The sequence below is a fragment of the Pseudomonas sp. PDM30 genome, from assembly GCF_019218985.1.
GTDB classification, from domain to species: domain Bacteria; phylum Pseudomonadota; class Gammaproteobacteria; order Pseudomonadales; family Pseudomonadaceae; genus Aquipseudomonas; species Aquipseudomonas jessenii.
In genome coordinates this window covers 59584-75998 of record NZ_JAHUWM010000006.1, presented here as the reverse complement: position 1 = coordinate 75998, position 16415 = coordinate 59584, and the positions used below count along the sequence as shown (strand labels likewise).

Below are 16415 nucleotides of genomic sequence, written 5' to 3'. Positions count from 1 at the left end.
ACCTCAAGAGGCCAGAATGAAGTCTGTGGCCGAGAGGGTGTTTGGATCTCCCACACCTACCAGGGTGATGTTGCCAGCTCCGAAGCTGAGCATCGTATCCGCACCGAGATCGACGACGTTGAAACTGCTGCCAAAGGTCGCCGCCGTGATGTTGAGCGCGGCGATATTGAGCAGATCCTGCCCTCCCGCAGCGTCGGTATCGAAGCCGAGGATCCGGTCATTGCCGAAGCCCGCGCCGAACACGAAGATATCGTTGCCACTGGCGGCATTCATCGTGTCGTTGCCGGCACCACCCGCAACACTATCGTTGCCCGCACCACCATCAAGGATGTCGTCGCCCAGGCCGCCCAACAATGTGTCGTTGCCGCCAGCACCGTTGAGGGTGTCATTACCCACCCCAGCGGTCATGACGTTGTTCGACGCGTTGCCGGTGCCGACGAAGTTGCCGACTCCGGTGAAGAGCAGATGCTCGGCATCGGCGCCCAGTGTGTAACTGTTCAGCGACGTCTGTACGGAGTCCTCACCGCTACCCGCCAGCTCGACCACCGCGTCCGCGGCTGAATCGACGCGGAAGGTATCGTTGCCGACTCCACCTTCCATCCGGTCAGCCCCTGCAGCGCCATCAACGACGTCGTTGCCGCTGCCACCCAACAGCGTGTCGTTGCCAGCACCACCGTTGAGGCTGTCATTACCGGCCCCGGCGGTGATGATGTTGTTCAACGCGTTGCCGTTGCCGACGAAGTTGCCGGCTCCGGTGAAGAGCATATGCTCGACATTGGCACCCAGTGTGTAGCTGTTCAGCGTCGTTTGTACCGAATCGGCACCCTCACCCGTCACCTCGACCACCAGGTCCCCGGCGGAATCGACGCGGAAGGTATCGTTGCCGACTCCGCCGACCATTGCGTCATTACCCGCACCACCCGTGAGGACGTCGTTACCGGCTCCACCGATCAATGTGTCGTTGCCGCCGGCGCCGTCGAGGCTGTCATTGCCCGTCCCACCGGTCATGACGTTGTTCAACGCGTTGCCGTTACCGGTGAAGTTGCCGGTTCCGGTGAAGAGCAGATGCTCGACATTGGCACCCAGTGTGTAGCTGTTCAGCGTCGTTTGTACCGAATCGGCACCCTCACCCGCTGCCTCGACCACCAGGTCCCCGGCGGAATCGACGCGGAAGGTATCGTTGCCGACTCCGCCGACCATTGCGTCATTACCCGCACCGCCAGTGAGGACGTCATTGCCCAGACCACCCATCAATGTGTCGTTGCCGTCACCGCCGTTGAGGCTGTCATTAGCCGTCCCGCCGGTGATGACGTTACCCAGCGCGTTGCCGTTGCCGGTGAAGTTGGCGGCACCGAGGTAGAGCAGATGCTCGACATTGGCGCCCAGTGTGAAGCTGGCCAGCGAGGTCTGTACGGAATCCGCACCCTCACCCGTCAACTCGGTCAGCACATCCCCGGCTGAATCGACGCGGTAGGTGTCATTGCCGACTCCGCCCAGCATCTGGTCATTACCCGCACCGCCGTTGAGGAAGTCGTTACCGTCCTCACCATTGATGAAGTCGTTGCCGTCTCCGCCACTGAGATTGTCGTCGCCGATGCCACCAAACAACTGGTCGACACCGCCCAGGCCAATGAGCGTATCGTTCCCGCCCAGGCCAAACAGCACATCGCTACCCGCGGTACCGACGAGGCTGTTCGCCAGGGCGTCGCCCGTTTGCACCGCCCCCAGCAGCACGACCAGCGCCGTCGCCGCAGAGGTCACCGACTCCAGCGTACCGAAGCCATCGGTGTAGCGCGCAATCACCCGGATTTGCTGGTTGACTTGCGCCGCACCTGGGGTGAAGGTCGCGGCGGTCGCGCCGGCGATGTTGGTGAAGGTAGTCCCGATACCTTGCTGCCATTGGTAGCTGAAGGCGCCCAACCCGTCCGCATCGGCAATCCCGGCCGTCAGCGCGGTCAGCACCTGACCTTGAGTCGGTGTCGTATCACTGACCAACAATGCGCCTGTCGGTACATCGTTGACATTGGCCACCGGAGCCGTGGCGTCGGACGCAACGCTTTCGGCTACACCGAAGTCATCCACGTAACTGACCACCACGCGCACCTGATCGCCTACCTGGGCTTGACCAAGTGTGAGCGTGCTGGTGGTGGCTCCGACGATGTCGACGAAGGTAACCCCGTTGGTCTCCTGCCACTGGAAGGTGAACTGCGGATTGCTGAGACCATCGACGTCGACGATGGTCGACGGGTCGGCGGTCAACACCTGGTTCTGCACCGCAAGCCCGAGGATGCCAGGCCCGGCAGTCGGTGTGTTGTTTGCCGACGAGTCGACGAACTCCAGCGTACTATTGCCATCCTGATACACCGCGCGAACGCGCAGGTTCAGACCGGCGACATCATCCGCCACCCGATAGGTGGTGCCCGTCACCCGCGATGCCTCGCCGGCGGCGATAATTGTGATGTCTTCATAGATGCCCGAACCGGCAATGGTTTCGACCTGCCAGTAGTAAGACACGGGACCGGTAATCGCGCCGGTCGGATTGGCCGCACTGACGCTGTCCGCGTCGCGTATCGACTGACTGCTGACGCGCAGCAGTTGGCCGGCGACAGGAGTGTCTTCACGCGCACCGGTGGTGGCATCGAGGATCGCCAGACGCCCCACAGGAGCGCTGTTCAAGGCGGCGCCAACACCGGAGGCCTGCAACTGGTCAGCGAACTGCAGACGCTCGATGCCCGTCAGGCGATCGACGCCATCACGCCCGGCCACCAGGTCGGTCACGATGACCGCGTTGCCCTCGACAGTGACGCTGTACTCCGATGCATTACCGGAGAACATCGCGGTGTCGAAGTTGTCAGTGCCGGTCAGAATCTCCCGCACGATGACCAGCTGGCCCGGGCTGTAGGTACCGTTGAGCATGAACGGCACCAACGGTTCCATGGTGTCGAACGTGGCGATTTCCGCTCCGGTGCCATCAGCGTTTGCCCGTACGCTGATGCGTACGTTCAGCCACTTGTCACCATCGATGATGTCGTCACCGCCACGACCTTCGATGAGGTCGCTGCCGCTGCCACCGAGGATGATGTTGCCACCGTCGAAGAACGTAGCTCCCGCTGGCAGCAGACCCGCCAGGCCGTTGATCAGGCTGATGTTGGTCAGCACACTGCCGGTTGCTCCCGAGGTAGGTAGCGAAGTCGCATCTTCACTATCGCCGCGCAGGAAGTCACCGTGGGACGAACCCGACAGGCCTTCCATGATGTCGAAGCGCACCAGCGCCGACGCTCCCGAACCCGGCTGCGGAGGCACATCGAAGAAGCGGTCGCTGAAATCGACGCTCACGCCCTGGGCGAGCCCCTTGAAGGTCGCCCAGTCAAAGCCCGAGCCGCCGATATAGCGGTCACCGAGGCCGAGACTGCCGACCATGATGTCGTCGCCGCCTTCGCCGTTGAACTTATCGTTCTCGCTACCGCCGATGTAGACATCGTGACCGATTACCGGGTCGTTGCCGAGCGGGTCGAAGTTGTCGCCAGGTGCACCGTCCGAAGTGCCCTTCTCGATCCAGTCGTCGCCTTCGTTACCCATGTCCTGTTCGTTGGCTTTGCTGCCCAGGATAAAGTCGTTGCCCTGGCCACCAATGGCCTCGGAGGCGTCCTCACCGGTAATGATGAAGTCGTTGCCGAACCCGCCAATGAGCAGGTTGACGCCGTTGCCACCGTGCAGCACGTCGTTGCCGTCGCCACCCTGGACGTTATCGTCGCCGCCGGTGTCGGTGATGATGTCGTCGCCGGCGCCACCGCGCAACTGGTCGTTGCCGTCACCGCCTTCGATGCGATCGTTGCCGCCATCACCCCAGACCGTGTCATCGCCTTCACTGGCGATGAGGATGTCTGCGTTTTCGGTGCCACCCAGCACGATGTGCTCGTCACCTGTGTACTTGATGTAGTTGGTGTCCGCCCCCACGGTCAGCGGGTTGTCGCGGAACACCACCTGCGCGCCATTCGGGCCGAGCGGATCGACGGCGAGCAGACCTTCGTTGAACTGCCTGCCCTGATCCACTTCCAGATAGAACCCAGGATCCGTGAACACCACGCCCGGCAAGTGCGTGGCCGAGGTGTTGGCCATGATCAGCTTGGCGAACGAGTTGCTTTCAAGTTCCGCATTCATCGTCAGGCCAGCGGTACGCTCCAGGTAGTAGAAGCGGTCGCCGTCCTGCAGTTTTTCCATCTGGTTCTCGAACACGAAGTTGAAGGTCGAGCCGAGCATGCCGCCGAACGGAGTTTTCTGTTCGGCAAGGCCGCCAATCCACATATCGATGGCATCGACGCCAGTGATCGTCACGTTCCTCAGGTCGTCGGCAGTACCCAGTACCCCATCGCTACCGGCCAGCGTTACGTTGGCAAAGGCACCGGTGCTGTTGAGGAAGTCCAGGCGGTCAGCCGGCGCCCCCACACCACCGAATACCAGCGCCATAGCTGCAGCGCGTTTGCCTTCCAGCGTGGTCGCCGCCGTGATGGTGTCATGCGTGCCATAGGCCGCGATGAAGTTGATCAACGACTCCGGATGCTTGAGGTGCTGCACCAGGTCGACCCAGCTATTGTAAGGCTTGAGTTGGGTGTCACCGGTTTGGCTGTAGATGTCGCGGCGGAACGCGTTGAGTGAAGGAATCCCCACGTCGCGGCCACGGGCGATGTTGATCGCCGGCAGGTCGAGCGGCAGGCCGAGCAGGTTATTGCGTAGCGCCTCGGTGACGAACTCGTCGATTTCGTTACCGGCTTGCCGGGTCACCCCACGGATGATCGCACTGGTCGCATCCTCTGGCGACACGCCACTGGCGGCGAACGCCAACGGGTTGAGGAACGCCGCGATCAAGCCCAGTTGCTGATCGGGGTTGGCGCTGCTCGGATCGCCTATCACGTTGAAGTCGATATCGTAGCGATCGACAGTCTCGGTCAGCATCGAGTGGCCAAACCGGTACACGGTGTGGGCGAACTCGGCGACGATCGAGGCATCGAGGTCGACGTCGTAGACCTGGGTCGGTGCGAAGAACAGGTCGATGTTGGGCTGGATGGTCCGCGCAAATTCCTCGAACACCAGGTGCTGATACTGCATCTCGGTGCCGAACTTGGCAGCCTGGAACAAGCGCTCGCCATTCCACTGCAGCGCATCGAACTCAGCCTGGGTAGTTGGCAACGCGGCCACCGGAGTCAACAGCCACTCGTTGAGGAAGGCCACGTCACCCGAATCGAGCACGGTGTCCTTGGTCTGCGCAACCAGCCGGTTGTGCTCGGAGTGGAAGATCGCATGCACCGCAGTCAGGCCGATGTTTTCGTTGACCCGGCCGTCGCCGGCGATGTAGTGAGCGTCGAGCAGTTCGTTGTCATAGGTCAGGTTGTTGCCGCCCGGGCCAACGGGCTGCGCATTGCCGACAAGGGTGTCGGCATCCGCCTGCAGAACCCCGCCGGTAACGACCGGCACGGCGTTGTGGGCGATGTCGTTGAGGAAGGCATGGCTGGTGCGCACTGCGTTCACGAGGCTTACCGGGCTGGCCGGATTGCCTTCGACAAGCGTAGTGACATCATCGGCGGTGCCGGCAATGCCATCCGCCCCGTTGTTGACCCGAATGACAACCTGCGGGAAGCCGTTCGGCCCCTTGATGAAATTGCCATAGGCGTCAGTCGCCAGCAGCGGGCCGCTGTCGATATCGGCGTCAGTCAGATTGATACCCAGCACGTCGCGTGCCTGGGCCTTGACCACCTTCCAGGTTGCCATACCACCGATTTCAACGTCGTCAGCGGTGCCAAACGTGCCATCCGCCCCCAGGTCACGGTTAGTGATCAACCGGCCTGTCGCTACGGGGCCGCTGGCGGTAAGTTCATAACCGCGCAGGAACACCTGATGCGACGGGTGCGAGCTATAGGTCTGGTTCTGGTCCACGAACGGCGAGGTGGTGTTGGTGTGCTCATGGATGTCGTCGGCCGTGCCAAGAACGCCATCCGCCCCTGGCTGGTTGGTCGCGCGGGTCAGAACCATGAAGTTCGTCAGGCTACCTGGGACAAAGAGTGGATCATCCGGCTGAAGCGGAATGAAGACGGTGCCCGAACCACCTTTGGTCACCAGGTCCAGACCATGATCGAAGAACTGCCCGAAGAAGGTCATCCAGGCGTTGAACGGCGCGGACAATCCCGCATCCGACGTGGTGTTCTCGAACAGGTACACATCGCGGTCGTCGCCAGTACCGAACTGTCCATCCAGCCCGGGGCTGGCAACAATCTGTACACCTTCCTTGAGCACATCGTCGTTACCCACCGCGCCGAAGTTGAGCACACCGTCCAGGCCCGGGTCGAATGCCGTGGCATAGGCCGCCGGGTTGTTCGCTGTCTGATCGACGATCAGGTTACTGATGGTGCGCGGCTGCGAGTCGATCACAAGGCCGTTGTTCTGCGCATACGACGTTCCCCCTTCCGCCGGATTGAAGACCGGATCGCTCACGCGCGGGAAGAGGTTATCGGCGGCGCCAAACTCGGTGTTGTCAATGCCGTTGAGGTTCATCAGGTTGTTGCTTGACCCGTCGACCGTACGCAGGCCCAGCGGCGCGCGGATGTTCGGGAGCAGCGAGAGGATGTCCTGACCGGCCGCATCAGCCTCGGCAATCTTGATCTGGTCAAGAATGAAGTTGAGGTCGGAGCGGACCATGTTAAGACCGGCGCCACCCGCGGTGGCATCGACTACAGGTACCTGCGCCGTTGGCGTAACCGGTGCACCGGCAACGATGGCAGCCGTCGGCGTGGAGAACAGGATCTCCGTGGTGCCGTGACCGTCCTGATAGATCGCCTTGACCCGCAACGACAACCCGGCGAGGTCAGGAGAGACCTTGAACGCGGTGCCGTCGGCGCTTTGGAACGCCAGGTCGCCAGCCGGCAACAGGATGATATCCTCGAATACGCCACTGCCAGGTTCGGCCTCGAATTGCCAGATGTAGGACACAGAGGAGTTGGTGATCAACCCCTGCGGATTACCCGCCGCAACGTTGTCGGCATCGGTCACCCCGGCCACGCTGACAGTCAGTAAATCGCCCACGGTGATCGCGCCGCCGTTGCCATCGGCAACAGTCGGATTGCCATCCGGTTGGGCATTCTCCCCCGCCACCAGCACTTGCTGGTTATCGGCGAACTGCAGGCGTTCGATATGCAGCAGGGTATCGGTGCCGTCGCGACCCGCTACGCTATCGGCCACTGTCCAGACATCGTCCGTGATATCGGCCGTGCCACGGTCGTCGACAGTCACCGCATACTCGGCCTCAAGCCCGGAGAAAATGGCGGTATCGAAGGCTGCCCCGCCCGTCGAGGTGCCGGGCATGACTTCCCGCACGGCCTTGAGCTGACCAGGGTTGATGGTGCCATCCAGCATCAACGGGATCATATCGACCATGCTGTCGAAGCTGGCGATCTCAGGGCCGGTATGGTTGACGTCTGCCGGGTCATAAACGGCAATCCTGACGTTGATCCATTTGTCGCCGTCGATCAGGTCATCGCCACCGCGGCCCTCGATCAGGTCGCTGCCATCGCCGCCGAGGATGATGTTGCCAGTGGCAAAGCCGGTGACCGGCAGACCGGCATCGGCCAGGAACTGGTCCAGACCGCGGATCAACGCCACATTGGTCAGCGCACTGCCCGTGGTACCACCGTGGTTGATGATGGTGTCCGCATCGACATTATCGCCTTTGAGCACATCGCCGAAACTTGAACCGGACAAGCCCTCGACCTCGGCAAAACGGTCGAGAATCGAGGCCGGCGAGGCGCCCACCGGATTGAATATGCCGGCATTCTGGTTGGGTGTATTGCCATGCGGTTGCGCCAGCGCGGCCATGGTCAGGTCAGCGGTCACGCCGGTCCTGTCATTTTTGTAGGTCACCCAGTCGAAACCGGACATCCCTTCCATCTTGTCCTGGGCATCGCTGCCGGTAAAGATGTCATCGCCACCCTCGCCGATCATTTCGTCGAAACCGGCACCACCGATAAAGATGTCGTTGCCGATCACATCGTCATTGAGCAGCGGCGAGGCGTTATCACCAGGCGCACCGTCCTGGGTGCCCTTCTCGATCCAGTCATCACCTTCGCCACCCATAGGTGGCAGGTTGGTCTTGGCACCGAGTATGAAGTCGTCCCCCTGCCCGCCAAAGGTCAGGGAGATGTCTTCCGTGGTGATGATGAAGTCCTGGCCATCGCCACCCAGGATCAGGTTGCCTCCGGCAAGCATGCTGCCAGCGATGATCACATCGTTACCGTCATTGCCTTCCAGACGGTTGTCGCCGAACGAATCGCTGATGATGTCATCACCCGCGCCGCCCAGTACCGCATCGTTCCCGGCACCGCCTTCAAGGCGGTCATTGCCGCCGTCGCCGTAAAGGGTGTCATCGCCCTCACCGGAAATGATGATGTCATTGCCGGCAGTGCCGCCCATGACGATATGGTCTTCACCGGTGTACTGCAGATAATTGGTGTCCGGACCCACGGTGTCGGGGTTGTCGCGAATCACCAGCGACACGACTTCCACGCCATTGATCATGATACCGCCGGTCGGATCGGCGCGGCCATCCACGCCAAGGCCGGTGAACTGGGCGGTCTGATCCACCTCAAGGGTGAACGTTGGCGTCAGGAACACGGTGTTCGACAGGTGGGTGACATCGGTGTTGAGCATGATCAGTTTGGCAAAGGAGTTGTTTTCCAACTCGGCGCCGAAGTTCAGGCCCGCGGTACGCGCCAGGTAGTAGAAGCGGTCGCCGTTCTGCAACGCCTCCATCTGGGTTTCAAACACAAAGTTGAACGTCGAGCCGAGCATGCCGCCGAACGGCATCTTCTGTTCGGCGAGGCCACCGACCCAGAAGTCGATGTCGTCGACGCCCGTGATCGTCACACCGGTCAGGTCATCGGCAGTACCCAGTACCCCATCCGCGCCGGCCTGGGTTACGTTGGCGTAGGCACCGGTGCTGTTGAGGAAGTCCAGGCGGTCAGCCGGCGAACCCGCACCGTTGAATACCAGCGCAAAGGCTGCAGCGCGTTTGTCTGCCAGCGTGGTCGCCGCCGTGATCGTGCTATGCGTGCCATAGGCCGCGATGAAGTTGACCAGCGACTCGGGGTGCTTGAGGCTGTCTGCCAGGTCAGCCCAACTGATGTACGGCTTGAGTTGGGTGTCGCCGGTGGATGCGTAAAACTCGCGGCGCGCCTCATTCAAGGTGGGGATGCCCGTGTCGCGACCACGTGCCAGGTTCAGGGCCGGCAAATCGAGCGGCAGACCGAGCAGGTTGTTGCGCAACGCTTCGGTGACGAACTCATCGATCTCGTTGCCGACCTGGCGGGTAACACCGCGAATGATTGCCCCTGCCGCCTCGTCCGCAGTCACCCCGCTGCTGGCGAACGCCAGCGGGTTGAGGAAGGCCGCGATCAGACCCAGTTGCGAGTCCGGGTTGGTGGGGTCAGTGAGCAGCGGATTGAACGCGGGGTCGAAGCGATCGACGGTCTCGGTCAACATCGAGTGACCGAAGCGATACACCACGTGGGCGAACTCGGCGAGGATTGCCGGGTTGATCGAGGTGTCATAGCCGGTGGGCGCGAGGAACTCGTCGATCTGTGGCTGAATGGTCCGCCCGAACTCTTCGAACACCAGGTGTTGGTACTGCATTTCGGTGCCGAACTTGGCGGCCTGGAACAGGCGTTCGCCGTCCCACACCAACGCCGCAATCTCGGCGGGTGTAGTCGGTATCGCGGCCACGTCGTCCACCAGCCACTCATTGAGGAAGGCCAGATCGCCTGCGGCAATGATGGTGTCCTTCGATTGCTGAACCAGACGGTTGTGCTCGGAGTGGAACACATGGTGCACGGTGGTCAGGCCAATGTTCTCGTTGACCCGGCCGTCGCCGGCAATATAGTGGGCGTCGAGCAGTTCGTTGTCATAGGTCAGGTTGTTGCCGCCAGGGCCAACGGGCTGCGCATTGCCGATAGCGATGTCGGCATCCGCCTGCAGAACCCCGCCGACGACGACCGGCGCGGCATTGTGGGCGATGTCGTCGAGGAAACCATGCCCGGTGCTCACGGCATTGGCCAGACTGATGGGAGCTGCCAGGTTGCCTTCGACCAGTTGAGTGACGTCATCAGCCGTCCCGGCGATGCCGTCAGCACCGTTACTGACGCGAATCACCACCTGTGGCATGCCGTTCGGCCCGCGGATGAAGTTGCCGTACGCATCGGTTGCCAGCAATGGCACGTTGTGCACATCGGCGTCGGTCAGGTTGATGCCCAGAATGTCACGGGCCTGGGCCTTGACCACTGCCCAGGTCGCCATGCCGCCATTTTCGCCGTCGCCATCATCGGCCGTGCCGAACCGGCCATCCGGGCCGAGGTCGCGGTTGGTAATCAAGCGCCCCGTTGCAACAGGATCGCCCGCCGCGTTGATGACGTACTCGCGCAGGAACACCTGATGCGAAGGATGCGAGGCGTAGGTCTGGCTTTGGTCGACGAACGGCGAGGTGGTGTTGGTCTGGCCATCATCGGCCGTGCCGACTACTCCGTCCGCGCCGGCGGTATGCACTGCGCGTGACAGCACCATGAAGTTGGTCAGGCTGCCCGGGACGAACAACGGATCGTCCGCCTGCAGCGGAATGAACACGACGTCGGTAGTGCTCTTGGTGACCAGGTCGAGACCGTGATCGAAGAACTGGCCGAAGAAGGTCATCCACGAGTTGAAGCTGGCGGTCAGGCCGACGTCCGGCGACACGTTGGGCATGAAGAACACGTCCTTGTCATCGGCCGTTCCGAACACGCCATCCAGTCCGGGGCTGGTGACTATCTGTACGCCATCCTTGAGTACGTCGTCATTACCCACCGTGCCGAAGTTGAGTACACCGTCCAGGCCCGGGTCGAACGCTGAGGCATAGGCCGCCGGGTTGTTGGCGGTCTGGTCGACGACCAGGTTACTGATAATCCGTGGTTGCGGGTCGATCACCGTCCCTGTTCCGGCGTACTGCGCCGATAGAAAGGAAGGATCGAGCAGGCGTGGGAAGTCAGCGTCCGCGGCGCCAAAATCACTCTGGCCGGTGACCAGGTTGTTGAAGCTGCCATCGACGGTACGCAGGCCGAACGGCACCTGGGTATTGGGAAGCAAATCAATGAGGCTGGTGCCGGCGGCATTCGCCTCGGCGATAAAGATTTGCTTGAGGATGAATTCCAGGTCCGACTTGTTGAAATTGGCCATTTTGGATTGCCCTCGATCTGTCTGGTTAAAGGCGCGGGACGAGAAAATCCTCCCGCGCCAAGTCAAGTGATGGCTTGCGCAGTTTGTTGGTTATGTTTTTTTGCGAGAGCTGGCGTTACCCGGGACCCGGGATTCGCGCCTGGAATTCGCGATATGAATTGCTCGCCGGGCGATCAGGCAGAGCGGATTCGAGCCCTGGGCGGGCCATGGAATCTGGAAGTGAAGGCGAACGTCCTGGACAGCCCCTTCCCTCTGCAAAACAACGAAATGATCGACATGGTTCTGCTCCTCCCGGGAAATCACTGCGCCCTGCGTTGCCAAAACGATGACAGGCTTCAGGCGGGCGGGCCCCCCGATAACTAAGACTAAAGTTCCATAGCAAAACTTTGTCAATATTACGTCGTTAAAACAGACGACTGGTGGCAGGCATCACAACTAGCTGTTTTTTAAGGACATATAGAAAGTTGTGTGCTGGTATAGAGCGAAATGTTATTTCGGAGTGATTCAGCGCCACCTACGCTGCTGCATAAGGGAGCAACGCAGCGATTTCGGAAGACTCGCCATCTATAGAGCGACCAGCCTGCGTGTCCATAAGCTGTTTACGGGACTACATTTACTGTTAGCTGTTGCGCGCCAAGGGCAATCGGCTTTTCGCAGTGGGAGGATCAAAATGCCCAAGCAGTCGAGCATCCGTTCAGAACTGGCCGACGCGCTCTTTCGTCTGCGCCGCAGCTTTTATTTGCTGGCAGGGTTCAGCGGCGTCATAAACGTCATGATGTTGACGCCAGCTATTTATATGCTGCAGGTTTACGATCGAGCCCTGGTCAGTCGCAACGTCACGACGCTGACAATGCTGACTGTTCTGGTAGTAGGTTTGTTCTTGCTGATGTCCACGCTGGAAATGGTCCGCACCCGTGTACTGATCCGGGTCGGAAACTGCCTCGACATGGACCTCAACCGACGCATTTTCACCGCTGCATTCGAGCGCAACCTGAACCGCGCCGGAGGTAACCCGGCCCAGGCCCTGCAAGATCTCTCCCAGGTTCGTCAGTTCGTCACCGGCAACTCCCTGTTCGCTTTCTTCGATGCACCGTGGACGCCGATCTACCTGCTGGTCGCCTATTTGATTCACCCGATACTCGGACTGATCACGCTGATCGGCTCGCTGATTCTGGTGGCCCTGGCCTGGCTCACCGAGAAGGCGACGCAGAAACCGCTGGCCGAAGCCAATCAGGCCGCCCTCTCCTCCTCCCAGTACGCCAACAACAACCTGCGCAACGCCGAGGTCATCGAGGCAATGGGCATGCTGCCGTCGATCAGCAAGCGCTGGTTCCAAAGCCATTTGCGCATTCTGGAAATGCAGACCCTGGCCTCCGATCGTGCCGCCTTGATCAGCAGCACCGGGCGCTTCGTGCGGATCACTTTGCAGTCGCTGATCCTCGGCGCCGGCGCGCTGCTGGCGATTGAAGGCAAGATCACCCCGGGGATGATGATTGCCTGCTCGATCCTCACCGGTCGCGCACTGGGTCCGGTGGAACAGGTCATCGCGTCGTGGAAGCAACTGCTCGGCTGCCGCTCGGCCTGGGGCCGGCTCAACGAGATGCTGCAAGACTTTCCGCGCCGGCCACCGAGCATGTCGCTGCAACGGCCAATGGGCATGCTGGCGGTGGAGAATGTGTATGCAGGTGCTCCGGGTACCCCCAACACGATTCTGCGCGGAGTGAGTTTCAGCCTTGTCCCCGGTGAAAGCCTCGGCGTTATCGGCCCATCCGCCTCGGGCAAATCCACCCTCGCCCGCCTGCTGGTTGGCGTCTGGCCGACGCAGGCCGGCAAGGTGCGCCTGGACGGTGCGGACATATTCACCTGGAACAAGGGCGAGCTTGGCCCCTGGCTCGGCTACCTGCCACAGGACGTGGAACTGTTCGAGGGCAATATCGCCGACAACATTGCGCGCTTTGGCGAAGTGGACAGCGAAGCGGTCATCCGCGCCGCCAAGATCACTGGTGTGCACGAGATGATCCTGCGTTTTCCGCAGGGTTATGACACCCGCCTGGGCACCGATGGCAGCCCGCTATCCGGTGGCCAGAAGCAGCGCATCGCCTTGGCCCGCGCGCTGTATGGCGAGCCCAATCTGATCGTGCTGGACGAACCGAACGCCAACCTCGACGACGTCGGCGAAAAGGCCTTGGTCGATGCCCTGGCCGAACTCAAGGGCCGTGGCGCCACCGTCATTCTGATTTCTCACCGTCCCAACGTACTCTGTGCCGTCGATAAGGTACTGATGCTGCGCGACGGCGGCGTGCAGATGCTCGGCACGCGCGATGAAGTGTTCGCAGCGCTGCGCAAGGCCAGTGTGATCCCTGCAAGCGCGTCGACTCCACTGGCCTCCGTCAAAGCACGGGAGTGACCGATCATGCAACTGAGCCAACACACCGAGATGATTCAAGCCGATCCCAGGAGCGTGGTAGATCTGGACGTCGGTAAACCCGCGCGCTGGGGCGTGTGGCTGGTGCTCGCCGGTTTCGGCGGCTTCCTCCTGTGGTCCTGGCTGGCGCCGCTGGATGCCGGCGTGGTAGCGACAGGCACGGTCAAAGTCACCAGTAATCGCAAAGCCGTGCAGCATCTGAGCGGCGGCACCGTGGAGGCCATTCTCGTTCGCGAAGGCGATCTGGTAACAAAGGGTCAGGAGGTGGTCCGCCTCGACTCGTTGCGTGCCCTTGCCGAACAGGGGGCGGTCAGCGCCCAGTACATCGTCAGCAAGACGGTGGAAAACCGTCTGGAAGCGGAACGTGACAACCGCGAAGTGGTGAACTTCGATCCCGAACTGCTCAAGCGCTTCAAGGGTGACCAACGCCTGGAAGCCGCCATGGACCTGCAACAGCGCCTGCTCGATACACGGCGCGCCGGTCTCGCTGGCGAAATCAGCATCCTGAAGGAAAACCTGGCGGCGTCGGCAGTGCAGCTCAAGGGCCTGCAGCAGGTCTATAGCGCCCGTGCCTCGCAGATCAGTTTCCTCAACCAGGAACTGCAAGGCACCCGCGTGCTGTCGGCCGAAGGCTATGTGCCGCGCAACCGCCTGCTTGAGCTGGAGCGCAGCAATGCCGACCTCTCCGCCGGCCAGGCCGAGAACCTCAACAACATTGCCCGGGTGCGTAGCCAGACCACCGAAATCAAGCTGCGCATCCTGCAGCGCCAGCACGATTACCTGAAGGAAGTCGAATCGCAGTTGACGGAAACCGCCAAGGAAAACACCACCCTGGCCGACCGCTTGCGCGCCCTCGACTATGAAGTGACGCACACGGTGATTCGTTCGCCGATCGACGGCATGGTCCAGGCCCTGAGCATCGCCACCGTCGGCGGGATCATTCAGCCCGGCTTCAAGATCATGGAAATCGTTCCGCTCAACGAACCGTTGCAGGTCGACGCGATGATTCCCGTGCAGGCCATCGACAAGATGGTCCCCGGCCTGCCCGTGGACATTTCCTTCCCGGCCTTCAACCATGCCCAGACGCCTAACATCCCCGGACGCGTGATGACTATCTCCGCCGACCGCCTGATGGACGAGGAAAGCAAGCAGCCGTTCTATCTGGCCCAGGTGGAAGTCACCCCCGATGGCATGAGCCTGCTTGGCAGCAATCACATTCGCCCCGGCATGCCCGCCAGCGTCACCATCAAGACCGGCGAACGCAACATGATGAGCTATCTTCTTAAACCAATGCTCGAACGTGTGGACAGCTCATTCAAGGAACAATGAAATGGACCGTCATTGCCTGCTCTTCTGCCTGCTGGGGCTGGCCTTGCCGGCCAGCGCCATGGACCTCAAGCAAGCCTGGGACCTGTTGCAGTTCCAGGGCCCTATCTACCAGGCCGCCGTGAATGAAAAAAAGGCCGGCGGGGAAAATCGCGCCATCGGCAAGGCCGGCCTGTTACCGCAGGTCAACGCCTCGGCCTACAACAACAAGGTCAATGGTACTCAAAGCCAGAACAACATCGACAGAGATCTCCATTACGACTCCAAGGGCGCCAACGTGCGCCTGCGCCAGCCGCTGTTCAACAAACAGAAGATGGCCGAGTACCGCCAGGGTCAGCAACGTGCCGACTACAGCAATGCGGTATTCGATGCCAAGAGCCAGGACGCCGCGGTGCGCTTGGCCGAAAGCTATTTCGATGTGCTCCTGGCCAGCGAAACCATCACCCTGGCCAAGTCCAAGCTGAACGCCTTCGACGAACAACTCGCCTCGGCGAAACGGCGCCTGGAACTGGGGGCCGGCACCGTCACCGACGTCGACGAGTCGACCGCCCGCCGTGACCTCGCCGAAGCCGAACTGATCGAAGCGCAGGACAACCTGGTCAACGCGCGCCGCAAGCTCGAGGAATACATCGGTGAAACCCCCGAATCGCTGACCACCTTGCGTCCGAGCTTCGATACACCACCACTGCTGCCAAGCAACCTGCAGGACTGGTTGGTCAAAGCCCAGACCGACAGCCCGCTGATCCATGCTCGCCGCTATAGCCGTGACCTCGCCGAAGAAGAAGTGAAGCGCGCCAGGGCCGGCCACTGGCCGACACTGGATTTCATCGCCGGCTACACCGCGGGTGAGAGCCAATCACTCTCCGAGCTGAATCAACGCAACCGCTACGGTTCGATCGGACTGGAAGTCAATTTCCCGCTGTTCAGCGGTGGCGGCGTCAGCGCTCTGACACGCCAGGCCAGCGCCAACAGCGACAAGGCCCTGGATGAACTCGACGCTGCGCGACAGGAAGTCATCACCGGAACCACCCGTGAGTTTCAAGGCATTCTGAGCGGTGCCAGACGCATTCGCGCGCTGGAGAAGGCAGTAGCGTCCAACGAACGCTCACTGGCATCGTCACGCAAGGGCTTCAAGGAAGGCGGCACCAGCACCAACTCGGACGTCCTCAATGCCGAAGAGCTGCTTTTCGTTGCGCGCCACGATCTGTTCGAGGCCAAATTGCGCTATTTGATGTCGCGCCTGCGCCTGGCCTCCTCGGTGGGCAGCCTGGGCGACGACGATATCGACCAGATCAACAACTACCTCGGCCCGGAACTGCTGGTCACCAACTGACGCTCACCTGCCGGTCGGTCAAGCCGAATGATGGCAGACCGGCGCCCCTCCTCCCAAGATCCCCATCCAGCCTTTCATGGCCGCGTC

4 protein-coding genes are annotated in these 16415 nt (G+C 61.4%); 3 read left to right on the top strand and 1 reads right to left on the bottom strand.

Annotated features, from left to right (window positions below):
• Positions 1–3: 3 nt before the first annotated feature.
• Positions 4–11244: a peroxidase family protein gene (locus tag KW840_RS15710; protein WP_218496159.1), complete on the bottom strand. Its 11241-nt coding sequence runs from the start codon at positions 11242–11244 to the stop codon at positions 4–6.
• A gap of 670 nt (positions 11245–11914) precedes the next feature.
• Here KW840_RS15710 and KW840_RS15705 point away from each other — a divergent pair.
• Genes KW840_RS15705 through KW840_RS15695 form a run of 3 tightly spaced genes read left to right on the top strand, consistent with a single transcriptional unit; the run spans position 11915 to position 16328 of the window.
• Positions 11915–13651: a type I secretion system permease/ATPase gene (locus KW840_RS15705; protein ID WP_090456696.1), complete on the top strand. Its 1737-nt coding sequence runs from the start codon at positions 11915–11917 to the stop codon at positions 13649–13651.
• Between the two features lie 6 nt (positions 13652–13657).
• Positions 13658–14998 carry an HlyD family type I secretion periplasmic adaptor subunit gene (locus tag KW840_RS15700; RefSeq protein WP_218496157.1) on the top strand — a complete coding sequence of 447 codons (1341 nt, stop codon included), beginning with the start codon at positions 13658–13660 and terminating at the stop codon, positions 14996–14998.
• Position 14999: 1 nt separating this feature from the next.
• Entirely contained in the window at positions 15000–16328 is a 1329-nt protein-coding gene (locus KW840_RS15695) for a TolC family outer membrane protein (protein ID WP_090456698.1), read from the top strand.
• Positions 16329–16415 lie beyond the last annotated feature (87 nt).